Origin of the sequence: Paenibacillus sp. RC67, from assembly GCF_030020805.1 — a bacterium.
Taxonomy (GTDB): domain Bacteria; phylum Bacillota; class Bacilli; order Paenibacillales; family NBRC-103111; genus Paenibacillus_S.
In genome coordinates, this window is the sequence record NZ_CP125098.1 from 3,335,987 (window position 1) to 3,362,394 (window position 26,408).

Below are 26,408 nucleotides of genomic sequence, written 5' to 3' on the forward strand. Positions count from 1 at the left end.
ACAGGGATAAAATCGACACTGATTACAAATCGCTTTGGAAGGGAGGCAGTAAGGAATGGGAATTGATACGGTACTATGGAGCAAGCTGGTGACAGGAATGACACTAGGGTTCCATATGATATTCGCGACAATTGGTGTCGGTATCCCTCTCATGATCGCGATTGCTGAGCTCATCGGCATCCGCAAGCAAGATTCTCACTACACACTGATGGCTAAGAGGTGGGCGCGGGGGTTTGTTATATCCGTCGCAGTCGGTGTCGTAACAGGCACGGCAATCTCACTGCAACTGGCATTGGTGTGGCCGAATTTTATGAAGTTGGCGGGGAACGTTATTGCGCTTCCGTTATTCATGGAGGTATTTGCATTCTTTTTTGAAGCTATCTTTCTAGGCATTTATCTGTATACGTGGGATCGGTTCAAGAACCCATATATTCATTGGCTGCTTACAATCCCCATTGTCGCAGGGGCAGGCATGTCCGCTGTTTTTATCACGACTGTGAATGGTTTTATGAATCAACCCGAGGGATTTACCATGCAAGGCGGACAATTTACAGTCGTTAACCCGGTGCAAGCGATGCTGAATACGGCGACGTTCTCCAAAGTGTTCCATGTATTAAGCTCGGCCTACTTAACAGGAGCGGCTCTGCTAGCAGGAATTGCGGCCTTTGCGATGCTTAGAAAAGGGGTCACTGGATACCACAAAAAAGCGTTAAAGCTTATGATGGCCGTTGTCATGTTGTTCGGACTGCTAAACACAGTAGCTGGAGATGCGTCCGCCAAGTTCTTGGCCGAGCATCAACCGGAAAAGCTGGCTGCTGCGGAATGGCATTTTGAGACCGAGAGCGGCGCGGATTTGATTCTATTAGGATGGCTTGATGCCGAGCATAAAATAATAGGCGCACTTCACCTGCCGAAGATTCTCAGCTTCCTGGCTTTTGGAAATTTTAACGCGAAAGTAACAGGTCTGAATGAATTTCCTCCAGATGAACAACCTCCACTCCTTGTGCATTATTTTTTTGACTTGATGGCTGGCATAGGATTTGCGTTATTGGGCATATCCGTTCTGTATTTCCTATTCACATTATGTAAAAAACGCAATGAGCACAACAAATGGCTACTCCGCATTATTGCTTTAGGCGCGCCACTCGCATTTTTTGGAGTCGAGCTGGGCTGGTTTTACGCTGAGTTGGGTCGGCAGCCGTGGATTTTACGAGGATATATGCGTGTAGAAGAAGCGGCGACGACATCGCCAAGCGTGAGAATTCTTTTTTTCCTCTTCCTTCTTCTTTACATCGTATTAGGCGTGGTTAGTGTTCTTGTTCTTCGGCGCTTATTCAACAATAATCCGGCAGAAACTGAGATGGAGAAATGGGCGCAGCATGCGGGCGACAAGAGGACAGGGAAGGGAGCGCATGCCTGATGAGTTACGATTTGATTGGGATTTCGGTACTTTGGCTATTTTTGTATGGGTATCTTATTATAGCCTCCATTGACTTTGGAGCCGGTTTCTTTGCCTTTTATGCCCGCCTGACCAAGCAGGACCCCCTCATAAATCGTCTGATTTCTCGTTATTTGTCACCCGTATGGGAGATCACAAATGTATTTTTCGTCTTTTTCTACATCGGTATGATCGGATTTTTTCCAGATACAGCCTATTACTATGGCTCGGCGCTGCTTGTTCCGGGGAGTATTGCAATCGTGCTGCTTGCTATTCGCGGTTCGTTCTATGCATTTGAAAACTATGGTTCCAAAAATAATATCGTCTATCTGTTTTTGTACGGCGCATCGGGTTTGCTGATCCCGGCTTCGTTGTCCGTGGCGTTGGCCCTGTCTGAAGGCGGCTTTATCTTGAAGCAGGATCAGACGGTTTCTCTGGATTACTGGGCTTTATTTACAAATCCATTGTCGTGGAGCATCGTAGGATTGGCGATTGTGTCTGTCTTGTTTATTAGCGCCTGTTTTCTGGCGTTTTACGCTTCACGGGCAGAGGATCAAGCTGCGTTAAAGCTTATGCGGACCTACGCGCTTTTCTGGAGCACACCGGCGATTATTATCGCCCTGACGGCCTTTATCTATTTGGGGCAACACAATGAGCGACATTATCAAAATATGATGGATTTATGGTGGCTGCTTGCACTCTCTGTTGCCTTTTTCATGATTGCGATGTGGCTGTTATACCGCGGCCGCCGCTATGGGCTAGCATTTGTTTGCATCATGCTGCAATTTTTCTGTGCCTTTTTCGCCTACGGGATTGGGCAGTATCCTTATATTCTTGATCCCTACATTACGATTCAGAGCAGCGTCACCTCATCCTCAATGGGCTTCGCGCTAGTTGTCGTATTTATAGGGGGCATGTGTCTATTGATTCCTTCCCTTATTTTGGTTTTCAAGCTGTTCCTGTTCGATGCGGATTACGTGAAAGGGGAAAAATAGGCCGATTACTCGCAGGCTATTACCATAAAGGAGTTGAGTTGGGTGAAGGGGAAAAGAAACTTAATCGCTATACAGATGACTGCCCAACGCAAACGTCTCGTTTACCTGGCATTCATCTCGCTCGCACTAGGCGTCGCCATTGTAAGTCAGGCTGCATTGCTGGCTGAAGCCGTCCAGCGGATCTTTGTGGAGAGAGTATCTTTTTCATCGGTTGCCCTACTGCTCGGCATCCTACTGGTCGTGATGGCGATACGTACACTGTTGTCATATGGGAACGGTACAGTTGGTTTGCAAATGGCAGCAACAGCCAAAAAAAATATGCGAGCAGCCGTGCTTCAGAATTTTACGCATGCTTCCATGCCTTCCTCTCTTCGAGGGCAAACGGGGGGAAAGGTCAGTATGGCGCTGGATGCTGTGGATGAGGCGGATAGTTATTTCAGTCAATACATGCCGCGTATGGTGGAAACGGTCATTATCCCGATTCTGATTTTAGTCGTTACGTTTACCCAACATGCCAATTCAGGGATCATCATGCTGGTTACGGCTCCTTTTATCCCGATTTTTATGATTGTGGTGGGGCTGAAAACGAAAAATAAATCAGAAGAAAAGTATGCGCAATTGGCCGAGTTTGCCGGTACATTTCTAGATTCCCTTCAAGGGCTCGTTACGTTAAAAATATTCGGACGGGCCCGCCGTCAGCAGCAAGAAATCGAACGCAGTAGCTTAAGATACCGTGATGCCACAATGGATATTTTGAAGATTGCGTTTACGAATACCCTCATGCTGGAATCGATTGTGATGCTGAGCATCGGGATTGTTGCTCTCGAACTGGCCATTCAACTGCTTGTCTTCAAATCGATGTCGTTTCACACGGCCTTTTTTGTTTTGTTGCTCGTACCCGAGTTTTACAGCTTACTAAAGAGTTCGGGCACAGCTTTTCACAATGGGCGAACCAGTATGGGGGCGATTAGCAAGGTTGAAACCATGCTCACGGACACGAACGATAGAAACGATCTGAAAGATCAGCCAGTAGGGCTCCTGACATTCCCGAAGGAGCTGTTTCCAATGCCTCCCTCCATTGAACTGGACAATGTCCGGTTTCAGTATGCACCTGACTCATTTGAGCTGAGTACAGGTTCGATCACAATTGGACCAGGAGATCATATTGCCCTTGTTGGTCATAGCGGATCCGGCAAAACAACCTTGCTTCATCTTATTGCTGGATTACTAAAACCGGCGTCGGGGACCATTTTAGTGAATGGAAACCCGCTTACTCAACAGAATGAGACGATATGGTTCGAACATATTAGCTACATTACGCAGCATCCTTACATTTTTGCAGGTACCTTCGCCGATAATATCGCGATCGGTGCCGGGCGGAAGGTCTCCAGGGCTGAAATTGAGGTGGCGGCTGCGGACGCGGGTCTTTCGAGGGTTGTATCCCAACTGGAGCAGGGATTTGATACCCCCGTCGGTGAAGGCGGTAGAGGACTTTCCGGTGGGGAAAAGCAACGACTTGCCGTAGCGCGGGCTTTTTTGAAGCGACCCTCCATTATTTTATTCGATGAGCCGACCGTCGGACTCGATCTTCATACCGAGGACATCCTGCAACATTCGATTGTAACCTTGGCAAAATCGGCGACGATGATTACGGTGGCTCACCGATTGTATACCATTCGACATGCGGACAACATTTTGTTTATGGACCATGGCGTCCTAGTGGGCTCGGGACAACACGACGAGCTTATGAAACGCCTGCCTGCGTATGCAGAGATGGTCGATGTCCAACGCAAAGGGGTGCCGGGATGAACGAGTTGGCTATTTTGTCTCAAGCTATGATTCGGGAGCGCAAGGATATTATTCTTTCAATTATAGGCGGATTTGTCGCCGGCATCGCTGGTGTGGTCCTCTTTTCTGCGAGCGGATATCTAATTTCGCAAACGGTGTTTGCACCTCCGCTTTATACGCTGATCGTACTTACTTCGTTGGTCAAGCTGCTTGGTTTACTTCGAGCGGTGAGTCGTTATGGCGAGCGCTTATATTCCCACCGAGCGACATTCTCTATGCTTAGCCGTTTGCGATCATCCTTTTTTGCCAAGCTCATTCCTTTAACGCCAGGCATTTTAAATAAAAACCGAAGCGGGGATCTGCTTGCGCGAATCGTTGGGGATGTAGAGAGTTTGCAGCACTATTTTTTACGCGTCGCGTATCCGCCGATCATTGTTGTCATGGTGTTCTTGACGACAATGCTGGCTACCGCCTCCTTTTCTTTCTGGATGGCTTGCTTGATGCTGCTCGGTATGCTGGGAACCGTATTGGTCGTGCCGGGAATCGTATTGCTAGGATATCGGAAAATCAATGGGCATGTTCGCAAGCAGCGGGCGCTGTTGTCTACGGAAGTAACAGAGGTGTTGTATGGTTTCCGGGATCTTAAAGTTTATGGGCAGCTTGCGCAGCGGGAACAGCAACTTCGCCAAGCTTCTGCTGCATTGGCAGCCGAGCAGCAGCGAGCGGCCGGACAACTGCTACGTGGACAATCGATGCATGCCTTTGTCACATATCTGATTTCCTGGGGGGTGTTGGCACTTGGTGCTTATCTGATATCGGATGGAACGCTAGCTGGCGTATATCTGGCTATGCTTGTCATGGCCTCACTAACCGTATTTGAAGAAGCAGCGACTATGGCCACGTTGCCCGCATATAAGCAAGATAGCGAACATGCAGCCAAGCGGCTGACGGAAGCATTATTAACTCCTATCATGCAGCCGGTGCAGCCAAGTCGCGCGTTGAATACCGACCATGCCGTTTCTATTAAGTTATCCGGCGTTTCCTTTCAATATGAAGGGGAGTGGAGGCCGGCGTTGAAGAACTTTTCGTTGCAAATTCCACCAGGATCCAAAACGGCGATTGTTGGACCTAGCGGTTCAGGAAAGTCCACGCTGATTGAGTTGTTGCTCAAGCTGCGTACGCCGACAGCCGGGGATTTGCGACTGAACGGCATATCGGTACAAGAGCTGGAGGAGTCGAGCATTTGGAAAACGGCTAATGTCGTGCTGCAGCAAAGCCATTTTTTCCGAGGAACGATCCGAGATAACTTGCTCATGGATGCTGAGGACCATTCTGACGGCGAACTGTTGGATATCCTCGCTAAAGTGCAATTGCCGACCACTTCATTAACCGACCCCGTCTACGAAAAAGGAGAAAATCTATCAGATGGCGAAAAACAGCGATTGGCCTTGGCGCGGGCCATGCTTCGCAATGGAAAGCTATGGCTGCTGGATGAGCCGACCTCTTCGCTGGACTATGTGACAGAGCAACGTGTTTTGGCACACTTATACGAACAAGCATCCGAAAATACGCTTCTACTGATTTGTCACCGGCTTAACGGTTTGGAAGGAATGGACAGAATCGTCGTTATGGAGCAAGGAAGAGTGATCGAATCGGGATCGTATACAGAGTTGATGGAGCAAAAAGGCTATTTTTATAAGATGAAACAAGTTGAGTTACAATTAATCGGCGAAACGGGGGACTAAGCGTTTAATTTCTGATTTTTTATTAAATACGGAACACGTAACCACTGAATGGTCATATTATTCAAGGAAAATAACCACTTCGGGCCATTCGACTAAAAACATAAAATGCGATAATAGCAACAGGCATAGGTTTAAGGTTCCGTAAAGGGGTTGTGGAGCGGTGAGCCAAATCAACAGAGTGTTGCTTGCAGAACCATCGCAAGAGCATAGAGAGCGGATCAAAAACCTGCTTGAGCTGGATCCGCTATTCGAGGTCGTAGCGGAAACTGACTGCGGAAGGGATGCGATATCACTCGCCGATTCATTAAAGCCAGAGGTTGCGCTTGTTGCGGTTGAGAATATCCCACATGACGTAGAGCCCCTTCTTAGTGTAATGGAAACGGCAGTAATAAGAAATCTGTGTAGAGGATTCAACATCGAAGAAATCGCCGATCGGTTAGTAATACCGGGATATACAGAGAAGCTCATACTGAATGACATTCTTTTTAAGTTGAAATTAAAGAGTCGTACTGAGCTGGTCACTTATGCGTCTGACAAAGGAATTTCTATGTCTAAGGTAAGCTCGAAAAAAAGAAATAACTTTCGTCCGTATTGATTGATCGAAAATACCGAATTGGGTAATGCCTGCAGAAGGAGCGTTTGGATCAAATGAACTCAAATGATCAACCAGCCAATAATAAAAATTATACGATTCCTATAATAGTAACGTCCTTGATTGTAAATTTTGTTATACTTCTTTTGTTTTTTTCACCGATAGGATACAAAGGAAGTATCAAGTTTGATTTAGTCATCTTCCCGAGAATAAATGGTGTTTTAAATAGCTTTACGTTTATATTTTTGATATCGAGCTTAATTGCAATTTTGAGAAAAAACATTGAGGTGCACAAAGGTTTCATACTTGCTTCCTTTACCTCGACATTATTATTTCTGGTTTCTTATTTAACATTTCACTACATGTCCTCAGAAACAGCGGCATTCGGCGGCCAAGGTATTATCAGACCCATTTATTTTTTTATTTTAATTTCGCACAGCATCCTTGCCGCAATAATCGTACCGCTAGCCCTATTCACACTTGTTTGGGGATGGACGAATCAAATTCAAAAGCATCGGCGCATTGCTCGATGGACAATGCCTATTTGGCTATATGTCAGTTTTACTGGAGTAGTAGTGTTTTTAATGATGGAACCATATTACTGAACAAACTCGCTCATTGAGGGGAATACTAATTCGAATAATTCTGATATAAACCGGCAAAGCCCACGAGAAATCGCGGGCTGTTTTTCTTTTTTTACAGAACTATAATTATTTTTGCCATTCCTGGTTGTTATTTGAGCTCATTACACAACCACAGCGTCTAATGTATCACTCAGTAGGCGCGGCGAGAATGTCTGTCTGGTTAAGCCTCGGAGGGTTTTACCTTGTATTATTTTTGCCTTATCTTTTGATATTTGGACTAACAACTCCGATGAAGCGAAAGGGTTCTTCTTTAATTTTCTTCTACCAATAGACCAAACTGTAATATGGATACTGCTCGTTGGAATAGGAATTATTTTGTGGGCTCGCCAAAAACTTCAAGTTAGAGAAGAGGAAAAAGACGAGCTCAAGCAACAAATGAGAAGCCGTACGGAAATGCTCGTCATGGCAAATCAGTAGCTAAGTAAATTCCGCATGCGGGATTTACTAGTGGATCTTTTCAAAACCTTTGTATTATCTCAACCGTATGTGCTTGGCGTACAATTATATGAGTATACTGTGGTCAATAAATCAGGTACAGGGGCAGTTAAACTCAACTTTGTCGACGGATACATACGGGAGCTCATCGATATTAACGCTTCTCAGCAGCTCTACTATTCTTATGACATTCAAATGATGAGGGAGTTTCAAGAGGCACAAGAGGCACTTCAAGTTAATGTCGAAGAACGTGAGCAAATTGATCCTGATCGAATGATCAAATTTATCCAAAAGTATCATCATTCTCTGTCCGTCAAAACTGAGCCAAGCATTACTGAAGAAGAAGCAAAAGAGTACGCATTTGTCACTCTGGCGATTTATATTTTAGAGGACGCTTACGTTCTGTCCATGAGTTCTCATAACCTCCGTATTGATTCCCTTGATCATCTGAGTACGTGAAACCAAACGGACGACTGGTGACTATCGCCGGCCAACCGAATGAAAAGCAGGTAAAAGAGCAGGGTATTACGGCCATTTCATACATTGGATCTCTAAGCACGGACCAGCTAGGGACTATAGCTAAGTTGGTCTCGGAAGGGAAAGTAGATGTTAAGATTACAGAAACTGGCGTGCGAATGCGCATGGGCTGAGCGAAACGGGGCACGCAAGGGGGAAAATCATCGTTAAGGCAAAATGAATTGTGCTTAATAGCGTGAACTGAGGTCACTTGTTTCAGGTTCTTCAGGCTCGACCGATATGGATCACGAAAGGATGTCGGCAATAAGGACTCACGTGCATGCGCGAGTCCCTTTCTGTCATTTCTACTATGATTTACAATCGATTAACCATAATTGCTCTTGCGCATACGGGCTGTGAAAATTGTGTAAGGAGTATAAATCCACCTACATCAAGCCTCATACCGCAGGCCAGTGTCAGACTTAATTCAATCCGTCCCCTTAGTTATACATAGTGATGAGTTACAGACTCGGCTTGCCGCCACGGCTTCGATGCTGTCTGCCACATCGACAAAAAGAGCAAATCCAGAGAACGACTAGCCGGCGATTGCCGTCGTTCGCCCTCCAAAGCACTATCGTCGAGCAGATGGTTCCTCATAGCTTTGCAAGCCGGCGTCGCGCAAAGTTCTTCCGACATAGCCCAACTCTCGACGTGCAGCGGCATCGTTGACTGTGAACTCACGCCCGATCATGCGTATCATCGAGCGTGAGATCGGCGGATCGCCGTCTTTCCGCGTGACGGCCCAGATAGTGTCGAGCAGCCGGCCAATGGCAGAGGCAAGCCAGTAGGGCATCGAACGCAGCTTATCGATGGACAGGCCCTGCAAGTTCGCGAGCGAGGAGACGAACTCACGGAAAGTCTGCCCTTCCTGGTCTTTGATGAAGAAGGCATGACCGCCTTCTCCGCGTTCAAGAGCGCATTGTATGGCTTCGACCACATTGTCCACGTGGCAGGTTGCAAAAGCGTAGTCGCCGCGGTCGATGAAGGCGAACTGTCCAGATCTGACTGCTTCGGGAAGCGCTCGACTAAACGGATCACCAGGCCCCCAGATAGCCGGTGGGCGGAGCGCGATGGTGCGAAAGCCGGGTTTGTTGGCTGCCAGAACCAATAGCTCGGCCCGTGCCTTGCTCGCCAGGTAGGCGGAGAAGTGGTTCGGGAAAGTTGACGCGCTTTCATCGGCGTCGCGGATGGGCGTACCGCCATTATCCATGAGGATCCCCGCCGCGCTGATGTAGACGAATGTCTTCGCACCGGCGGACTCAGCTGCCTTCAACAAGGCTACGGTGCCATCGACGTTGGTACGGAAGAAGGGTTCGCGAGGCCCTGAGAAGCGGAACAAGGCGGCCGCGTGCACAACCGCATCAATCACCGGCAATATGAGTGGCGTGTTGCTTTCGAGATCGGCATCGACTGGCGTCGCACCCATGGACTTGAGTTTGGCGTGAGATGATGTGGAGCGTGTGAGAGCGAAAATCTCGTGACCGTCCTCCACGAGCTTAGTGATCAGGCGGCCGCCGAGCAGACCGGTGCCTCCCGTGACGAGAATTTTCATTGTGTTCGTCCTTTCTGTTCGGGATTTAGGATGGACCGTATGGCGCCCTCGCGGATTTGCTCCAGGACCTCAGAAGTGGGTGGCACCACCTTGCGTAGCCGAGCTGTGACGTGAAGTAGGGAAGCAGCATTCGCAGACGCCCACATGAGATCGGCAGCCACCTCCACCGTCGGCCTGAGCCGGCCCTCAGCGGCGATGGCCGCGATGCGTTGGATCAGGAGCGCAAAGGCCTGCTCGGCGGCGGGAATTTCAGCGTCGTCGAGAACGCGGCTCATCATCACCGCGTAGAGTCGTGGACGAGCCGCCGCGAAGCGCACGTAATCGTCCCAGCCCTCGCGTAGCGCCATCACCGGATCGGAGGATTGGGTGGCAGTCCTTTTGCTTTCGAGAAACTGTGCAAATGCTTCCGTAATGGCGGCGCTCAGAAGCCCGTCGGCGCTGCCGAAGTGATGGTACAGCGTCGGTGCGGTCACCTTCGCAATTGCGCAGACGGAGCGTGTCGAGAACTGTGCCTCGCCCTCTTCCTCGAGAACTTGTAAAGCCGCATTGAGTAGAGTGTTGTGTGTATTCATGTGACCAATATAGCACTGCTATATTGGTTTGTCTATAGCGATGCTATATTGGCGCCGATACCCTCCTGACATCCGATAAAACCCCAGTTCCCGACGCGACTGCATCCGTTTCCCGCACGACGCTGAAAATTCCTCTAGAATCAGATGGTTATGGCAAACTCAGAGTGCTCATTTTTGTCGAGCGCTCCCGCCACAAAGTCTGGCACAGTATGGCATGCCGAAGGTGGTTGGCCCGTAGAAGCGGCGTTCTCTATGCGGCATGCTGGTGGCCGACATCTTCCTGCAGCGGTGAAATAATCGTTGCCACGATTTTCCCACCTATACCGGGAATGGATTCGATAATCTGATACTCTTCAATCTCAACAGCGAGTGCAGCTATCTCACTTTCGATGGCGGATAGATACTCTTTATATTGAAGAAGCATCTGAATGTAAATTGCAGTCCGAAGACTGGCTTTATTGACGTGCCTGTCGAAAAGGATTCCGTATAGCAGCCGCAATGAGTTTCTTCGCTGTGTCTACAGCCTAGTTCCTCGAACGACTCGGACACAGTAATTCAAATCTGTTTGCCAAGTCAGCTTCATACACGTCAAGAACAGCTTGTGCTGTCGGGAATTCAGATAAGAGTTTCAGCGATAGGAACGTCAAATAGGCCCCACCTAGCAGCCAGATGGGAGCCCGTATATGATGGATGAAGATTATGGCGTGCGGCAGGTTCATAGTAACACAATATGAAGCAGCAATTGAGGTGTTAAGGTCTATGGAAAAATAAGAAGTATAGCCTAATATTACCAGTTGATATGGGTGGAATATCTCAGATATTGGTACAGTTATGGCGGATATGGTTTCGGAGCAAAACGACGGCAACAAATCCTCAACTGTACCAAGACAATACCGGATACTTATTAGAGAATTTCGAGGGATATATAGAATTAAAGATGATTTAGATGTTTAAAATTCAATAGATTGATAATAATAGATTATATCCAGTACCGGCCGGTAACTGGAGCACAACACACACTCTCTCTTCTGACTACATACTTTGGGCTGAAAACTGCAGTTATAGCCTTCTATTCGTTAAAGTCACTAGTCAGCATGAGCATAACGTGTGTCAAAAGTAAAATGGAGTGCGCATCCAAATGAAAGTGGGCTGGCAGGACGCTGTTGGCCTGTTTGTGTTGTCATTAAGCAAGCAAGCTCTAGAAAACTCCTTTAATCAATCCCATCAATCTGGGGTCTCCGGTTAAAGAACAGACAGCTAACCAGAGATTTTGATGTAACCGCTGGGATAATGTAAAATCTAAATTATGGAAGGCTCTTTTCTAAAACATTGTTGCTTTGTAGTAAATAAATACAGCTGCTTAGGCAGCCGTATTTGTCCTTTATTTGTCCTTGATTAAATCCGAAATTAATATACCGTTTATTTTCAATCCAGTAATATCACAATCAGTTATCTCAACATTTGATAAATCACAATTTCTTAATTGCCCATTAGTAAGGTTACAGTTTTGAAAACTTACTGGTTTATATTGCCCATCGGGATTATAATTTCCATCTCCCTCCATAGGAAGAACCACATTATGAAACTCTGTTCCAAACAGATGGACATGGTCAATAACAGCGTGGCTGAAATTAGCATGCTGAATGCCTAAACCTGACAAGTTTGCGTTCGAGATTTTAATTCCACCCATATTAACATCATTCAAAGTCATTTCACTCATATTTACGTTATTAATTTTCGTCTTCGCCAAGCTGACATTATCAATATCAAGCTCCTCAGCTTTAACCTCCTGCCACTTAGACCCTGAAATATCCGCTTTTTGCAAATCCAACGGTTCCACCTTTAAGCTCATTCTCATATCTCCTTTAATTATAAATTAAGCTGCAGTTGTAACTTCAACACACGTCTCGTATTTTCCTTTATTACCCAATTGCCTAATTTCCAGTTATATTTATCTATTTCAGGCTGTCTTGAATTTCGCACAGGCGAGAACACTGCTCGACTTACAAGGCTAGTAAGTATAAGATATTTAATGGCACATCAATATAATTTACAAACTCTTCTAAATAACTGTATAATAGATTTTATTACGGAATATATGTAATTTTCTGTGCCGTCATTTTATTCGGCAAAGATGGGGTTAAGCTAAGTCTATTAGCGATAAAAATAGGGTTTGATATAAGGAGACCATAAGATATACGGGATACGTATGTTTTTTTGCGTCTCCTTTTTTTTCATGCCCGCAAATAAGGAGGTAATTTGTATGTAATGTGTCATTTGTCCTAGCCAGCAGCCCAAGAACGCAAGCCGGTCCGAGTATTATCGGATACGGGTAACAAAACCCGGCGATCCGCCGAAGTATCTTTATTCTTCGAAATCGAATGCCCGCTTCCATCTTATCCATCTTTCATCATGCCGTACATATGCTGAGTATTATTTGCATAGCCCAGGAAGGAGACTCGACCCGCAAAGAGAACATCGAGCGTTGGAAACGGATGGTCCAAGTTGTTTGGTTATCACAGGAGCTCTCAAGCGTAAGTAAGCCTGACGACTTAATTGAACATTACGGGTTTCGTGGAATCCAGTTTGGACTATGGGTTGAAGATGTTGCCGGTCGTTACCATGTATTGTGCAGCGGTAATGCTCTTGCTGATCTGGCCATAAGCTTAGATATTCCGCGCAAAGAAGTCTCCCTTTACGGAGCATTGGGACTAGCATTTGGTGCCCGAGGATCCGGAGATGCAGCCGCCCATTTTGAACCTAGTACCAATGTAATGAACCTAACCAAAATTCGTGGTGTGAGTTGTAATTAAAAATGTCGCTGGTTTGAACAAAATTTGTCGTCGAGCTTGAACATAAATGTCGTAGGCTCGTTCCTTGATGGAACGGGCTTTTTTTATATTCTGAGTAAATATTATTGAATGAAAGTGTTATGAAGCAGTTATCGTTCAGCTTTAAATAAATGATTTAAAAATTGATTATTACTTGTCGTTTTAAGAACTAAAAATAATAAAGTTATTATAAAAATGGCTATTGTCTTTATGCTATACGGAATTCATGTCCCAACCAACCTAACCATGTTAAACAGGTGGGGGGGATGAACTGAATAGCTCTCGTGATCGAAGTCCCACAGGCAGAAACGTTCGATCCCCCACTATCGCTATCTACTACCAAAAAGAAAGATCTGGTGACCTCATAATACGAACGGGCAGGATAGCTCCAGTATTCAAGTCCTGGCGTGAGGTATTGCGAATTATTTCTAAAGTATAGACAAGGGTTAATTTATTGGTTATTGAATTATTAGTACGATCGTGCTAAATTTTTATCCATGAGTACTAAATCCTGCCTATTTATTCGGATTGAGGCTGTCCGCTTCATTGCATATAATGTAGGTACCACCCTTCGGGGGGATCATTAAGGGAGGCCGCGATGAACGAGACCGCATTTGACGAACCATTATTTGCAAGCTTGAAGCCGGGCTTAACCTCGTTCTGTTACCGAATGCTAGGCTCCATGGACGATGCGGACGATGCCGTTCAGGAGACGAGTATTCGGGTCTGGCAGAGCTGGAGCACGTTCAGACAGGATTCCTCGTTCAAAACTTGGGTCTATCGGATTGCCTCCAACCTGTGCTTGGACAAGCTGAGACAATCCAAACGCCGCGCGCTTCCCGTTGACCTGTTCGACCCGGCCGTCGCCATCGTCGAGCCGCGCGACACGCTGCCGGATTCTGCCTGGATCTGGCCGTCTCCCGACTTTGGGGGCAATCCGGAGGATCGGCTCGTCCGCAGAGATACCCTTCAACTGTGCTTCATCGCTCTCCTGCAGACCTTGCCTCCGCGGCAGCGCGCGGTACTCATTTTGAAGGATGTATTTGAATGGTCCTCCAAGCAGATCGCGGAAACGTTGGCGATGTCGCCGGCAGCGGTGAACAGCGCCTTGCAAAGAGCCCGAGAGACGATGGACCGGGCGCAGCTTCGCTCGGATGAGCTCAGCAGCATGGACGTTCAACCGGAGCAGCAGCTGCTGTCCCGGTATGTGGAGGCCTTCGAGCAATTCGATATTGCTGCGCTCGTCGCGTTGTTCCACGAGGAAGGCTGCATGTCGATGCCGCCCTTCGAGATGTGGATCCGCGGCAAGGAAGATTTGTCCGCCTTCTATTCGCTTACTCGCTGGCATTGCGAAGGTTCGCGATTTGTGCCCATTACGGTGAATGGCGGTTATCCGGCGTTGGCCCAGTATATGCCGAGCAAAGAGGGCTCTGGCCTGGTACCCTGGGGCATCCACGTCATCGAAACCAAAGAAAATCAAATCCTGCACGTTCAAAACTTCATTCATACGCCATTATTTTCGCGATTTGGGCTGCCTGAGCGAATTGACCAATGAATTTCGTCATTGGCTTACGTCTATATCATTGAGAATAACCAAACGACGAATATCATGAGAGAGGTGTCTATTTAAAATGGAAACGAGTCAACCGACGAAAGTAACCGTGCAAGCCGTCATTCAAGCCCCTGTCGAGAAGGTATGGCGCTATTGGACCGAGTCGGATCACATCACGAAGTGGAATCAAGCGTCCGAGGACTGGCATGCGCCGAGAGCCGAAAACGATCTGCGGGTCGGCGGCAAGTTTCTGACACGGATGGAAGCGAAGGATGGCAGCATGGGCTTTGATTTTGGCGGCGTCTACGATGTAGTGAATCGGCATGAGGCGATCGGCTACACCATGGAAGATGGAAGAAGAGTGGATATTGCTTTCGTCGATCAAGGGAATGAGACGAAGGTCATTGAAACGTTCGACGCGGAAAGCTCCAATCCCGTCGAGCTCCAGCAAGCAGGCTGGCAAGCGATCATGGACAATTTCAAAGCCTATACCGAACAAAACTAATCATCGCGAAGAAGACGCCGGGGAAGATGCCCGGCGTCTTTCTTTTTGAACCCTAGTACGAGCGTGCTCTCCGTTAGCCTTAACCTTGTGCCGCATCCATGTTCATGTAGTTAATGGCCCACAGATGGCCGTCCAAGTCCACGAAGCCCCAATGATACATGAACCCATGATCTTCAGGTTCAGCGTGCAATTTCCCGCCCAAGGAGACCGCGTTATTCACGATTTCATCGACCTTTTCCCGGCTCTCGAAGGCCAATGCGATCGTCATCTGCGCATACTTGTTCGTATCGACGGATTCCTTCTCCGTGAGCGTATTAAAGAATGCTTGATTGATCAGCATGACCTGCAGGTTGTCGCCGATCACGATGGCTACCGAATTCTCGTTCTCGGGGAATTGCGGGTTGAGCTCGAATCCGAGTCCGGTGAAGAACGCTTTCGATTGTTCTACGTTTTTTACAGGCAGGTTGAAGCTCGTGAATGCGGACGTTAATGCCATTTTCAAAACACCTCTTCGTCAAATTAGTTTGTGTTCATTTATGCCTTCGTTTATATAGACGACAGCCGATCCGGGAATTCATCGGTCTCATGGATTCGGAAGCGTAAATTTTGAAAAATAACTTGGTATTGAGTTCGGATACCCGCCATTCCCGTAAGGTTGCTTATTCTTATTGCATGAGACAAATTACCTAAATTATTCCAAAAAAGATGAAATGACACCAAAGGCGCAAAAAAAGCCCTGTATGCCATTTTCTTTTAGAGTCTCGGTTACAACAACACAAAATATCGGGTTTTGTGTAGTGTCAAGCCTGATAATCGTTTGGCCGAATCATCCCGACGTTGAACTATACGGGGAACAATAGCTTAATAAACAGCAAAAACGAGGCTGCCGGCACACATTTCGGCGGCCTCGTTGCGCTAAACCATTCCTGTTAAGGCTAAGAAATGCCCTTTGTCAAAAAAGGAGCGCCTCGGTATGATGGGTTTCTCGACGGGTAAATAACAACTGCTAAGAAAGCACTTTATCGCTTCGGTCTATTCTAAAAGTTCATTGCGCTAACGAAGACGATAGTGGGATGATCAGGGAGCAGATTGCCGTGGCAGCTGCTCCTTAGTTTCTTTGAAGTAACGGGCAGGATAACGAAACTTTCCGACCATTAGAAGCGTTTTAATTAAGGGATGTAGCGTTGAAACAACAAATTATAACGTCTTATATGAAGAATAAATGATATTTAAAGATGGAGGACTTATATGGGGACGAAGGAAGAAAATTTTTCAAATGATAGCATCATGGAATCAATCAAAAGTTTAACAGAGAAAGATGCGAAGACTTTCTTGAACCTTATATATGCACTTTTGAGAGATAACGAGGGGACTGGCGAACAATTGATTTCAAATGTATTATCCATTTATGAGAAACAAATACCAAGAGTGGTTAAAGCAAGACAGAATAATAATTAATTATCTAGATTCTGTAGGGGGCCCGCCAACATTTTTAACGAAAATATACGCTAAGGAACTTTTTGATACGAAAAAGCCGATTTGTGAACTGTGACCCTCTTGTTGGTCACAGTTCACAAACCGGGCAAGGAGTTTTCTAGATTTCAGATCGTGCCTTTGAGAGGCGTTATTAAAAAACTGAAACTTTTCGAAAATCTATGTCGTATTCATCTAGCAAGCATTTCGGTCGGGTCTTCCAAACCTTCTTACCCGAATGCTCGAATTCTGGCTTCGCCCAGCTTTTGGCGAAGTCCTTATCGACCGGCGAAAGGGGGTGATCACGTGACAAAGCTTCTGAAAGTTTTTCTGACAGCGATTATGATTATCCTGTGCTGTCTTGCCTCCATTCAACTACCAAGCGGAGCTGTTGCAACTTCTGCTCAGCCTTTACTGCTTGATCACTCATATATCGATGAACACGCAACCTTACTGAAGGAAACGGACCATTCCCTTTCGTTTCCGAACATTCTTATTTTGTTCTCTATCTCCGCAGCGCTTTCCCTTTTGTTCCCGGCATACAAAATAAGGCGGTACATTTATTCCTTTATCCCCATCTTTAAACGCTTCTTTCTGCTTTACCCGATCAAATATGAATCCCGTAACATAGACCAGCACCATTTCAACGAAACACTACATTGAAATGGGGTACGAACTGAATGATAAAATGGTCAAAATTACTATGGTTTGTCTTGATTGTCGCCGTAACCGGCATGTTGTTTTTTTCTACAGCACCCAACATTGCCAAAGACATTAATCTCGGGCTTGATTTGCAGGGTGGTTTTGAGATCTTGTACAAGGTGGAGCCATTGCAGCAGAGCGAAGCCGTGACGACGGACACCTTGAAGGCGACCGCGGCCATGATCGAAAAACGCGTCAACATCGGTGGCGTAAAAGAGCCGGAGGTTACGATCGAACAGCCTGATCGCATCCGGGTCAAATTAGCCGGGGTGACAGACCAGGAAATGCTGCGTTCCTTGATCGGCAAACCGGCGGTACTGACATTTCGCGATGAACAGGGGAACCGCGTGATGCAGGGCAGTGACCTCGCGCTAAATGGAGCAAGCATCGGCTATGACGATTTGCATCGGCCATTGATTTTGTTGAAGTTTAGGAATGCTGATAAATTTACGCAAGTGACCCGGGAAAACCTGCACAAAAAGGTAGCCATATACCTGGATGAAACGCTGCTGACTGATCCGGTCATTGACGAAGTGATTACAAGCGGCAGCGCGCAAATCAGGGGTCAGCGCACTGTGGAGGAAGCGACTCAAATCGCAAAAATTGTAAATACGGGGGCACTTCCTGCCAAACTGGTCGAGCTGCAGGCCAACTCGGTCGGTGCCAGCCTGGGAGCGTTGGCGTTTGACAAGACGATGTTTGCCGGTTACGTCGGCTTTGGCGTCGTTCTCTTGTTCATGCTGTGGGTCTATCGCCTGCCGGGGTTGATCGCCAACATAGCCCTTGTCTTTTTCACATACGCCTGCCTGGTCGTTTTGTACTGGATGCATGCGACCTTGACCCTGCCAGGAATCGCCGGATTTATACTCTCGGTGGGAATGGCCGTCGACGCCAACATCATCACCTACGAGCGGATTCAGGAGGAGATCCGAAGCGGCAAGACCATTTTGTCCGCCTTTCGCATGGGTCAGCGCCAATCGTTCATCACCATCGTAGACTCGCATGTGACGACGATCATCGCGGCCGCAGTGTTGATGCTATTCGGCTCCAGCTCGATTAAAGGCTTCGCTATCATTCTGATCATGACGTTGATCGTCAGTCTGCTGACGAACGTCTTCGGTTCCCGTTCCCTGCTCTGGCTGCTGATCAAGTCCAATTTGTTTAAAAAGCCGGACTGGTACGCGGTATCTGAGCAAGACATCGGCGAGTCGGACCCGGTCGCACCAGTCAAGTTCAACATCGTCAAAAGTCGCCGGAAGTTTTACACCGTCTCCATGAGTATTTTGGCGCTGGGGCTGGCTAGCATGCTGATCTTCGGACTTAACCTGGGAGTCGACTTTAAGGCCGGGACGAGGCTTGACGTGATGATCGGCAAGCAGTTTAACACGGTCGACATTGCTGGTGTGATTCAAAAAAATGTCCCGGATATTGCTTTTAAGCCGGTTACGACGTTTGGCAACAACTATGAATGGGCGACGACGACGTTCGATCAGCCCGTTTCCAAGGCGCAGCTAGAGATGATTCAAAAGGACCTGCAGCAAACATACGGCGATCAGGTCAGCAGGCAAGAATCGACGGTCTCTCCCGTCATCGCTGACGAACTGGTGAAAAAAGCTGCGATTGCCTTGATACTCGCTGCCGTCGGGATCTGTATCTACATCGCCATCCGGTTTCAATTTTTGTTTGGGGTGGCGTGTATCATCGCACTCCTGCATGATGTGTTTATTCCGCTCGCGTTGTTCTCCGTGTTCCAACTGGAGATTGACCTGACGTTCATCGCAGCGATTCTGACGATCGTCGGCTATTCGATCAATGACACGATTGTCATTTTTGACCGGATTCGGGAAAATCTCAGGACGATGAAAGTCAAAACCGTTGAAGATCTTCAGCAGATGGTCAACATCAGCCTATGGCAGACGATGCGCCGCTCGATTTTTACGGTTACGACCGTATTCATTACCGCATTGGCAATCGCCGTACTCGGCAGTGAAGGGATTCGCAATTTCTCACTGGCACTGATTTTCGGATTGGTCAGTGGAACGTATTCCTCTATTTTTATCGCAGCACAGATCTTGGTGTCGCTAAAAAAGCGGGAATTTTTGCGGAAGAACGTGCTCTAACTAACTTTTCGGTATTCTGGCACTACCTGTCGGGTCATTTCTCCTGTACGCCTCAACCAAATGTTTGATCAAGAGCTCACGAAGATTGCTTGAAAACAGTCCAACCATGTCATTGGTGAACTGTGACCCTATTTGTAGAAAGTTTTAAAAAATGACTGTTAGCTATGCAGCCAAAAGATGACTTCTGAATTCGTCAGGAGTCATCTTTATTAATGACCACTGGTAACGTTCCGAATTGTAATAGCTAATATAGCTATCGACTCGATCTCTCAACTCTTCTTGAAGAGATGAATATTACCATCCAGTCGTTGAAAATGACCCGCAAGAGGGTTATAGTTCAGGACACCGGCTTTTTCGTATCAAAAAGTTCAAAAAGTTCCTTAGCGTATATTTTCGTTAAAATGTTGGCGGGACCCCCTATAGGACACTCTGCATAAAGACAGCTGAAGTTGAGCATCGCTATATGTTGTGAGTAGATATTATTGTTACGTTAACGGGAACGTTAGTTTAATGACAACAGCTGCGATCATCTTTGGGATGTAACGAGGGCATTGATCACTCGTGCTTTAAAACGTGAGGAATCATTCGTTGCTTCTACTAAGTAATGGAGTGAAATACATAACATTAAAAGGCCGGGTTTACCTCTAACAAAGTTGGGGCCGGCTTTTGGAATGAGCTTATTTCCTCATTCTGGTCTCCGTGATATAATAGTGATATATCGCTAAATTGATCAAATATTCTTTATGAGAAGGCATGCGCCATTCTCCATTCAAAGTTCTTATATAAGAACCATTGCACTTGGACTCGCGTCTAATGTGGAATTTATTGAGTGGGGGAGCATGCCTTTTTGTGTTTTCATGATGCGATCTTACAAATGGTTACAATGACATTATTTTTGTCCTTGTTCGATTGTACTATTTGATAGTGGTTTTTAAAGATTGTGACGGTTAATCGGGCAATTAAATCCGATATTCCGGCCCAATCTTTTTTCATTACTTCATTCGGGAGGATCAAAATTTATGCCAATCACACATGAGATTTTGGAGCTTACGAAAATGGCTCGAAGCGGGTGGCTTTTTAATTGGAACAATGAATTTTTAGCTGCGAATAGGATCGTTTACAAGCTGCAATTAATTGGCTCAGATGATATTCAAGGTCTAGTCAGTTTAACGGTTGACCAGGGATTTGTTTTTATTCATTTGGTCGAGAGCGCCCCTTTGAATAAGGGACGCGAAAAAAAGGTGTTTGTTGGTGTAGGCGCTTATTTGTTTGCCATAGCCTGTAAGATCAGTTTAAATCATGGTTTTTATAGTGTTGTTTCTTTTACATCCCAAATCTAACTTGATTAACCCTTACGTAGAAACAATTGGTGCTGAGCGCATCGGAAGAGGGCTTCAAATGGAGCATGGAACCAGAGAAACGTGATTTTTGTGATGTGGTGGAGGAGTTAATGGATGCAGGCCATCAGGTAGCTGTACCTGTTAACAATGATGATCAAATGGAAGAAATTCGTCGTAACATGCGAAACTTCCTAAACCGAAAAAAAGAAGAGAGTAACATTCGGAAGGGGTAATTCTCAATTTGAGAAAAGGGTAGCTGCTGTACATTGGCTATCCTTTTTTCGTGTTCTCTAAAAAGGGCGGCAACATATCGCATGAGCAACCGCCAAATTTTGGGAAAATGAGCTTTTACAAAAGAAGAAGTGAAACATTTTTTCAGAGGGACTTAATTAAACTCAAGCATGAATTGGAACTCTCACAGCTTCGTATCATTTTAGATTGGGAAGAGCCATTAATTATCGTACTTCAGTCGAGAAGGAATGGATGTATATTGAGGGGTTCAAGGACGGTTTGCTTTTCCTCAAGCAGCTTCATGATTTGTCGGCTGGTGCTGATAAATCGTAAGAACCACGGTAATAACGTCAGTACACTCATGGAGTATGATATGTTGACTACCAGACCAAGCGTCCCTCTCATTTCACAAGAATCCCTAACCGCGATTTGACTTTATCCAACAAAAAGTTTATACTTTGTATATACTTTTTGTTGGGGGTGGCTCCATGTTTCAGGTTCAAAAATGGGGTAACAGCTTGGGCATTCGCATCCCGAAGTCCCTTGCCTTGAAGGTCGGTATTGAGGAAGGCTCTGAGGTCGATCTTGATGTGGAAGATGGTCACCTAATAATCAAGCCCAAGACGGCAACACTGGATGAACTTCTTGCTCAGGTCACGCCGGAAAATCTCCATAAAGAGGTTTCTACTGGTGAGCCAAAAGGACGGGAGTCATGGTGAGCAATTCGTATGTGCCGGATCGCGGCGACTTAGTGTGGTTGCAATTTAACCCACAATCAGGTCATGAGCAAGCGGGGAAGCGTCCTGCCTTGGTCATTTCCCCTGCCGCTTATAACGGTAAGGTTGGGCTTTCTTTGCTCTGTCCGGTAACGTCCAAGATTAAGGGCTATCCATTCGAGGTCATCATTCCGCAGGATTTGCCCATTGAGGGGGTAATTCTCTCCGATCAGATAAAAAGTCTCGACTGGCAGGCTCGACTGGCAACATTCATATGCAAATTACCAGCTGAGACGTTGGCTGAGGTTGTTTCCAAAATGGAGTTATTGATTCGATAACAGTTTTTTGCCTTCCACTGGGGTTACTTGGAAGGCATTTGGGCTTTATTCGATATTGCTTAATTCATGGAGGGATCGAATGGATATCATCAATCTTCAGCTAGACCAAAGCTATCTGGATAGAGTTATGGCAGAATTAAGCCTACCGGACTTTCCTTCGACGGACATCATCGGAAAACTATATGATGGATGCTATGGGAGGAACGGTTGAGCATTCGTTGGCCCTGTTTTTGGTTCAAATTCTTCTTTATAAAACAACGCTCCTAATAGTTGGGCATCAGCGGCATCCGTCTTCAAACGTCGCAAATCGGTTTTCTTGGCGATATGTAAGATTAAAGGATTAATGACGATGTTCAAATACTGGTGCTCATCCAGAAACTGAACAACGGGGCTATAATAATGGCCTGTTGCTTCCATCACAATGGAGGGACGCATCCCTGCAAGTGATTCCACTTCTCTCATTTAATTCAGAAAAGACGCTAACCCTTCAGGATTATGATTAAACCTAAAGATCCTCCCATGAGGTACTCCACGGTCCAAAAAGGCTTGTGCATGGCTCTCCCCCTTTGAACCATCCAAACCAATGACTGGATTCAGACATCACTCCTATTATATTTTCACCGGTAACCCCTAGCTTCTTGTTTTCCACACTATCGCATGTGATACGGGATTCATGTCCAACCAGCCTAACCAATGGTTGAACAAGTAGGGGGATGAACTGAATAGCTCTCGGGATCCAAGTCCCACGGGCAGAAACGTTCGATCCCCGGCTACCGCTATCTTACGACCTTACAAAAAAGAGAGATCTGGTGACCACATAATACGAACGGGCAGGACAGTTTAAGATCATACGCGGTGAACCGTACCATAAGTGACGGCGAAATTTCTGATATTAGCTGCTTGCCAGGTGGGAAGCTACCCTATGCGAAATCCCCCATTTTCCTTAATCTCTTCTATGAGGACGGACTTGGGCTTAATGTCATGTATACGGTTGATGACCCTAAGAAGCGGGCCGTTGTGTTTAAGCTTTCTGAGGGGATGGAGGTGACCTGCGGAGTTAGGAAAGTTTAAGTTTGCCAGGCAGAAGTCTAAGCTGGCGCACCATTCGGGGTTATTAAAGGAAGAATATTAAAGGAAGACGGAAGAAAGAGTCTGGTTGTGCCAGCCCCTCTTTCAATTCTTTTTCTCCAACTCCGCCTTTAATCTTGCATTCTCTTCCAACAGCTTTTGAACGTCCGGGACATCCTTGCCGGAAACCCAGCCATACAAATCGTCTCTTGCTGCATACTCCGGCAATTGATCACGAAGTACCATTTTAATGTGCCGTACATCTTCAACATAAAAGGTAGGGATTTGTTCCATGACCGATTGCTTAAACTCTTGAAACTTCTGATAGTATTCAATTGCTGCGAAGTCGTATGGCTTTTGTCTTAATGCTTCATCTGTGACAACAAAAGCAAATCTAGGTTTGCCCGCTTCTCCGGCATACTCATACTCCCAATGCGTATAGCTCTTGGATTCATCAGGAAGCGTTAAACCATAGAATCCTCCGAGAATAAGGATATATACATCGGACTCATCGATCCATCTCTTCCTAATTTTCACTGGACTTTCCTTGAAAAATTGCTCGATTCCAGCAGGGATATGACCTGCTTGAAGTACGGCTTCAACAGCGGAATGTCTTTCCTCAATAAGATCGTAGTAAGTAGACGATATGTAAATTTGCAACTTTTTTCTCATTGGCCCACCCAAATTAAAGAATTAGTATAAAAAGAATTTACCACTTCCTCACTTTATTTGTCAAAATTGACTGGGTTTTCATGCAGCAAGCTTGCACTAGACGGCGAATAGGAGGTTTATTCGTGCAGAAGAAATGGAAAAGAAAGATTCTGTTCAATAATCCTGTTGAGCTGGACCGGGTTAAGATCGATCGCTCGACTGGGGAATGCACGTCATACTCGAATATGATTCTATATGCGGGCGTTATTTTCTAGAGAAATCGGCGGGAAACTTAGGATATATGACTTGTATAGATGCTCGAGGAGATTATGCCATAGTGAAGGATACCAATGAGCAAGCTTTGAACTAAACGTGTACGATAGCTCAATAAGCCGCCTCTTCAACGAGGCGGTTTTCTTATCGTAAAGATCAACATCAGGATTTAACATAGTCTTTATTTTAAAAATATATCGTACAAAGCTAAATTTAATTCCGAGTAAAACAATGCGAAAAAAATGATAGTATTTTAAACAATTATGTGATATTGTAGTTTTGTAATTAATATTACAGTTGTAACAGGAGCTGTACATGCCTAAGAAAAAAAATAGCGTTGTGATTTCCATCCGATTAGATGATCAGTCGCTTCAGGCTGTAGATCTGCTCGTAGAGTCCGGACTGGAAACCAATCGTTCAAGAGCTGTCTCGCATCTCGTCACCAAAGGCATTCAAGCCTCGGAGGACCTGCTTAGAAAAGCTCAAGTTCTTGCGGATCATGTTTATCAGCTTAGAAACGAGATGCTCGAAGCTATTACACATAATAACCTCGAGAAAGTAACAGAGCTCATTCACAAAGATTCTTCCCTTGTCAATGCAAGCAACAGCAAGGGGGAGACGGCGGTCCTTATAGCGACGTATTTACGAGCTAACGATATTAAGGAGCTGTTGATCAATCATGGTGCGGAGCTAAATATTTTCGAGGCAGCAGCCGTGGACAATACGATGAGGGTGAGGAATCTACTGGAGCAATCTCCAGAGCTCATCTCTGCTTACGGACCGGATGGTTTCAATCCGCTTTCCATGGCCTCACACTTCGGCAATATGGAGACGGTGAAGCTGCTGCTTGATCTCGGGGCTAACGTGAATTCCAGAAGCAAGGACGGCAGCCTGAACAACATGGCGATTCATGCGGCCATCATGGGGAATTACGAGCATATCATTCAAATGCTCATTCAGTATGGAGCCGATATTCATGCTAAATGTGAAGGCAGCTTACGATTGGGGTATACGGTTCTACATGTCGCAGCGTATTTTGGACGTGATTCGTTGGTAAAGCTTTTTTTGGAGCATGGGGTTGATCCTGCATTAACCAATGCTGACGGTGAAACGCCATATGAAGTGGCTGTAAACAAAGGGCATCTGCTCACCGCAGCGCTCTTGAAGAGGTAAATGGCCAATTGCTTTTTGCCAGAGAGATTTCCATGTCATTAATCCAACTTAAACGATTGGAATAATATATATTGTATCTACCGGACAGCCGGAGAGACACTAGCAGGTTGAGTGTGTCTTTCTGGCTGTCTTTTTATTATGGATCAGGGGGTTGTGATTGGATGCTATACAGAAAATTAGGAAGAACTGGATTAAAAGTTTCACAGATTAGTCTAGGTACTATGGCCTTTGGACGGTGGATCGATGAGAAGTCCTCCGTTGCGGTTCTTGATCAGGCTCTCGACGCGGGAATTAATGTCATCGATACCGCTGATGTATATGGAAGAGGAATGGATACAGGAGATACGAGCCTTCTAGGAGAGTCTGAGGCGATTTTAGGCAATATCCTGCAAGGAAAACGCAATGAAATCATCCTAGCCACCAAAGTAAAAGCGCCTGTTGGTAAAGGAGTGAATGATTCGGGACTTAGCCGATACCATATCACCAGAGCGCTGGAGAACAGCTTGTGCAGGCTTAAGACGGATCATATCGATCTGTACCAGGTACATGGATTTGATCCTGATACACCGTTGGAAGAAACGCTCGGAACATTGGACGACTTGGTTAAGCAGGGCAAGATTCGTTATGTCGGCTGCTCTAATTTTGCAGCATGGCAGCTGGCAAAGGCCCATGGCATCAGTGCTCTGCACAAGCTTAACCGATTCGAAAGCGTTCAGCCTGAATACAGCCTCATTACACGAGATATCGAGCAAGAGCTAATTCCTTATGTGCAGACGGATCAAGTAGGTGTTATTGTCTACAGTCCGCTTGGACGCGGGATTTTAACTGGCAAATACCGCAAAGGCGAACAGCCTGAAGCTGGAACCCGTCTAGCCGCGGGTGAAAAGAGACTGGAGCTTCTTCTGAAAAGCAATCCTGCGTTCGAATTAGTTGATGAGATTCGTCCGATGGCGGAAGCACGAGGCTGGACGATTGCGCAGTTCGCATTGTCATGGGTACTGAGCCATTCCTATATTTCATCCGCCATTCTTGGCGCCTCGAAACCGGAGCATATTACAGATGCTATTCGTTTTGCTGATCAGAGATTAACTCAGGAAGAATTGAATACAATCGACGAAATATCTCGCAAACTCAAATTAATACGATAAGGGGATGTCA

At 46.1% G+C, this 26,408-nt stretch carries 31 protein-coding genes and 1 pseudogene; 23 read left to right on the forward strand and 9 right to left on the reverse strand.

What is annotated here, in order from left to right; all coding sequences use genetic code 11:
• The first annotated feature begins 55 nt into the window (after window positions 1–55).
• From QMA13_RS15295 to QMA13_RS15330, 8 genes are all read left to right on the forward strand, one after another.
• On the forward strand, window positions 56–1,420 hold the full coding sequence (locus tag QMA13_RS15295) for a cytochrome ubiquinol oxidase subunit I (RefSeq protein WP_282942430.1): 1,365 nt from the start codon (window positions 56–58) through the stop codon (window positions 1,418–1,420).
• Entirely contained in the window at window positions 1,420–2,433 is a 1,014-nt protein-coding gene (locus tag QMA13_RS15300) for a cytochrome d ubiquinol oxidase subunit II (RefSeq protein WP_282942432.1), read from the forward strand. Before QMA13_RS15295 ends, QMA13_RS15300 begins: the two co-directional genes overlap by 1 nt.
• A 42-nt stretch (window positions 2,434–2,475) precedes the next feature.
• Entirely contained in the window at window positions 2,476–4,242 is a 1,767-nt protein-coding gene (cydD, locus tag QMA13_RS15305) for a thiol reductant ABC exporter subunit CydD (protein WP_282942434.1), read from the forward strand.
• Window positions 4,239–5,966: a thiol reductant ABC exporter subunit CydC gene (gene cydC / locus QMA13_RS15310; protein ID WP_282942435.1), complete on the forward strand. Its 1,728-nt coding sequence runs from the start codon at window positions 4,239–4,241 to the stop codon at window positions 5,964–5,966. Before cydD ends, cydC begins: the two co-directional genes overlap by 4 nt.
• Before the next feature lie 160 nt (window positions 5,967–6,126).
• Window positions 6,127–6,561 (forward strand): response regulator transcription factor, encoded by a 435-nt coding sequence (locus QMA13_RS15315; protein ID WP_282942436.1) that lies wholly within the window; start codon window positions 6,127–6,129, stop codon window positions 6,559–6,561.
• A 53-nt stretch (window positions 6,562–6,614) separates the two neighbouring features.
• Complete coding sequence (locus QMA13_RS15320; protein ID WP_282942438.1) at window positions 6,615–7,163, forward strand: DUF420 domain-containing protein; 549 nt, start codon at window positions 6,615–6,617, stop codon at window positions 7,161–7,163.
• Window positions 7,164–7,634: 471 nt separating this feature from the next.
• Window positions 7,635–8,096 carry a hypothetical protein gene (locus tag QMA13_RS15325; RefSeq protein WP_282942440.1) on the forward strand — a complete coding sequence of 154 codons (462 nt, stop codon included), beginning with the start codon at window positions 7,635–7,637 and terminating at the stop codon, window positions 8,094–8,096.
• Window positions 8,093–8,287 carry a hypothetical protein gene (locus QMA13_RS15330; protein WP_282942442.1) on the forward strand — a complete coding sequence of 65 codons (195 nt, stop codon included), beginning with the start codon at window positions 8,093–8,095 and terminating at the stop codon, window positions 8,285–8,287. The genes QMA13_RS15325 and QMA13_RS15330 overlap by 4 nt, the downstream gene beginning before the upstream one ends.
• A 310-nt stretch (window positions 8,288–8,597) precedes the next feature.
• Here QMA13_RS15330 and QMA13_RS15335 read toward each other — a convergent pair whose 3' ends face one another.
• From QMA13_RS15335 to QMA13_RS15355, 5 genes are all read right to left on the reverse strand, one after another.
• On the reverse strand, window positions 8,598–8,750 hold the full coding sequence (locus tag QMA13_RS15335) for a hypothetical protein (RefSeq protein WP_282942443.1): 153 nt from the start codon (window positions 8,748–8,750) through the stop codon (window positions 8,598–8,600).
• Window positions 8,725–9,705, reverse strand: coding sequence for an NAD-dependent epimerase/dehydratase family protein (locus QMA13_RS15340; RefSeq protein ID WP_282942445.1), 981 nt, complete (start codon window positions 9,703–9,705; stop codon window positions 8,725–8,727). The genes QMA13_RS15335 and QMA13_RS15340 overlap by 26 nt, the downstream gene beginning before the upstream one ends.
• Entirely contained in the window at window positions 9,702–10,277 is a 576-nt protein-coding gene (locus tag QMA13_RS15345) for a TetR/AcrR family transcriptional regulator (protein WP_282942446.1), read from the reverse strand. The genes QMA13_RS15340 and QMA13_RS15345 overlap by 4 nt, the downstream gene beginning before the upstream one ends.
• A 250-nt stretch (window positions 10,278–10,527) precedes the next feature.
• Complete coding sequence (locus tag QMA13_RS15350; protein WP_282942448.1) at window positions 10,528–10,701, reverse strand: hypothetical protein; 174 nt, start codon at window positions 10,699–10,701, stop codon at window positions 10,528–10,530.
• Window positions 10,702–11,658: 957 nt separating this feature from the next.
• A complete protein-coding gene (locus QMA13_RS15355) occupies window positions 11,659–12,129 on the reverse strand; it encodes a pentapeptide repeat-containing protein (protein WP_282942449.1) in 471 nt (156 codons plus the stop codon).
• A 529-nt stretch (window positions 12,130–12,658) separates the two neighbouring features.
• Here QMA13_RS15355 and QMA13_RS15360 point away from each other — a divergent pair.
• The 3 genes from QMA13_RS15360 (at window position 12,659) to QMA13_RS15370 (ending at window position 15,165) form a co-directional block, all read left to right on the forward strand.
• The gene (locus tag QMA13_RS15360) at window positions 12,659–13,090 is read left to right on the forward strand and encodes a hypothetical protein (RefSeq protein ID WP_282942450.1); all 432 of its coding nucleotides are present in this window, start codon (window positions 12,659–12,661) and stop codon (window positions 13,088–13,090) included.
• Between the two features lie 616 nt (window positions 13,091–13,706).
• Entirely contained in the window at window positions 13,707–14,663 is a 957-nt protein-coding gene (locus QMA13_RS15365) for a sigma-70 family RNA polymerase sigma factor (protein WP_282942451.1), read from the forward strand.
• A gap of 76 nt (window positions 14,664–14,739) precedes the next feature.
• Window positions 14,740–15,165 carry an SRPBCC family protein gene (locus QMA13_RS15370; protein ID WP_282942452.1) on the forward strand — a complete coding sequence of 142 codons (426 nt, stop codon included), beginning with the start codon at window positions 14,740–14,742 and terminating at the stop codon, window positions 15,163–15,165.
• Window positions 15,166–15,244: 79 nt separating this feature from the next.
• On the opposite strand, the gene QMA13_RS15375 is transcribed toward QMA13_RS15370, so the two are convergent.
• Window positions 15,245–15,661, reverse strand: a complete 417-nt coding sequence (locus tag QMA13_RS15375) for a VOC family protein (RefSeq protein ID WP_282942453.1) — start codon at window positions 15,659–15,661, stop codon at window positions 15,245–15,247.
• Between the two features lie 752 nt (window positions 15,662–16,413).
• Between QMA13_RS15375 and QMA13_RS15380 the strand changes: the two genes are divergently transcribed.
• The 3 genes from QMA13_RS15380 (at window position 16,414) to secD (ending at window position 19,460) form a co-directional block, all read left to right on the forward strand.
• Window positions 16,414–16,623, forward strand: a complete 210-nt coding sequence (locus tag QMA13_RS15380; RefSeq protein WP_282942454.1) for a hypothetical protein — start codon at window positions 16,414–16,416, stop codon at window positions 16,621–16,623.
• Between the two features lie 321 nt (window positions 16,624–16,944).
• Window positions 16,945–17,301, forward strand: coding sequence for a hypothetical protein (locus QMA13_RS15385; protein ID WP_282942455.1), 357 nt, complete (start codon window positions 16,945–16,947; stop codon window positions 17,299–17,301).
• 50 nt (window positions 17,302–17,351) lie between these two features.
• Window positions 17,352–19,460 carry a protein translocase subunit SecD gene (gene secD, locus QMA13_RS15390; RefSeq protein WP_282942456.1) on the forward strand — a complete coding sequence of 703 codons (2,109 nt, stop codon included), beginning with the start codon at window positions 17,352–17,354 and terminating at the stop codon, window positions 19,458–19,460.
• A gap of 162 nt (window positions 19,461–19,622) precedes the next feature.
• Here the strand turns inward: secD and QMA13_RS15395 are convergent, their stop codons facing one another.
• On the reverse strand, window positions 19,623–19,733 hold the full coding sequence (locus tag QMA13_RS15395) for an IS3 family transposase (RefSeq protein WP_282942457.1): 111 nt from the start codon (window positions 19,731–19,733) through the stop codon (window positions 19,623–19,625).
• A gap of 746 nt (window positions 19,734–20,479) precedes the next feature.
• On the opposite strand from QMA13_RS15395, the gene QMA13_RS15400 reads away from it, so the two are divergent.
• The 5 genes from QMA13_RS15400 to mazF all read left to right on the forward strand — a co-directional run bounded on the left by QMA13_RS15400 (window position 20,480) and on the right by mazF (window position 22,085).
• Window positions 20,480–20,800, forward strand: coding sequence for a hypothetical protein (locus QMA13_RS15400; protein ID WP_282942458.1), 321 nt, complete (start codon window positions 20,480–20,482; stop codon window positions 20,798–20,800).
• Window positions 20,801–20,865: 65 nt separating this feature from the next.
• Window positions 20,866–21,033: a hypothetical protein gene (locus QMA13_RS15405; protein WP_282942459.1), complete on the forward strand. Its 168-nt coding sequence runs from the start codon at window positions 20,866–20,868 to the stop codon at window positions 21,031–21,033.
• Between the two features lie 205 nt (window positions 21,034–21,238).
• Window positions 21,239–21,364, forward strand: a complete 126-nt coding sequence (locus tag QMA13_RS15410) for a hypothetical protein (RefSeq protein ID WP_282942460.1) — start codon at window positions 21,239–21,241, stop codon at window positions 21,362–21,364.
• Window positions 21,365–21,519: 155 nt separating this feature from the next.
• The gene (locus QMA13_RS15415) at window positions 21,520–21,750 is read left to right on the forward strand and encodes an AbrB/MazE/SpoVT family DNA-binding domain-containing protein (RefSeq protein WP_282942461.1); all 231 of its coding nucleotides are present in this window, start codon (window positions 21,520–21,522) and stop codon (window positions 21,748–21,750) included.
• A complete protein-coding gene (mazF, locus tag QMA13_RS15420) occupies window positions 21,744–22,085 on the forward strand; it encodes an endoribonuclease MazF (protein ID WP_282942462.1) in 342 nt (113 codons plus the stop codon). The genes QMA13_RS15415 and mazF overlap by 7 nt, the downstream gene beginning before the upstream one ends.
• Window positions 22,086–22,277: 192 nt before the next feature.
• Here mazF and QMA13_RS15425 read toward each other — a convergent pair whose 3' ends face one another.
• Window positions 22,278–22,547, reverse strand: coding sequence for an IS110 family transposase (locus tag QMA13_RS15425; protein WP_282942463.1), 270 nt, complete (start codon window positions 22,545–22,547; stop codon window positions 22,278–22,280).
• Between the two features lie 477 nt (window positions 22,548–23,024).
• On the opposite strand from QMA13_RS15425, the pseudogene QMA13_RS15430 reads away from it, so the two are divergent.
• A pseudogene (locus QMA13_RS15430) lies at window positions 23,025–23,217 on the forward strand (hypothetical protein); the annotation flags it as partial.
• 41 nt (window positions 23,218–23,258) lie between these two features.
• Here QMA13_RS15430 and QMA13_RS15435 read toward each other — a convergent pair.
• Complete coding sequence (locus tag QMA13_RS15435) at window positions 23,259–23,825, reverse strand: DUF4062 domain-containing protein (protein WP_282942464.1); 567 nt, start codon at window positions 23,823–23,825, stop codon at window positions 23,259–23,261.
• 122 nt (window positions 23,826–23,947) lie between these two features.
• Here QMA13_RS15435 and QMA13_RS15440 point away from each other — a divergent pair, with 122 nt between their 5' ends.
• The 3 genes from QMA13_RS15440 (at window position 23,948) to QMA13_RS15450 (ending at window position 26,398) form a co-directional block, all read left to right on the forward strand.
• Window positions 23,948–24,079, forward strand: coding sequence for a hypothetical protein (locus QMA13_RS15440; protein ID WP_282942465.1), 132 nt, complete (start codon window positions 23,948–23,950; stop codon window positions 24,077–24,079).
• Between the two features lie 313 nt (window positions 24,080–24,392).
• On the forward strand, window positions 24,393–25,250 hold the full coding sequence (locus tag QMA13_RS15445; protein WP_282942466.1) for an ankyrin repeat domain-containing protein: 858 nt from the start codon (window positions 24,393–24,395) through the stop codon (window positions 25,248–25,250).
• A 161-nt stretch (window positions 25,251–25,411) separates the two neighbouring features.
• Entirely contained in the window at window positions 25,412–26,398 is a 987-nt protein-coding gene (locus tag QMA13_RS15450; protein ID WP_282942467.1) for an aldo/keto reductase, read from the forward strand.
• The last annotated feature ends 10 nt before the right edge of the window (window positions 26,399–26,408 follow it).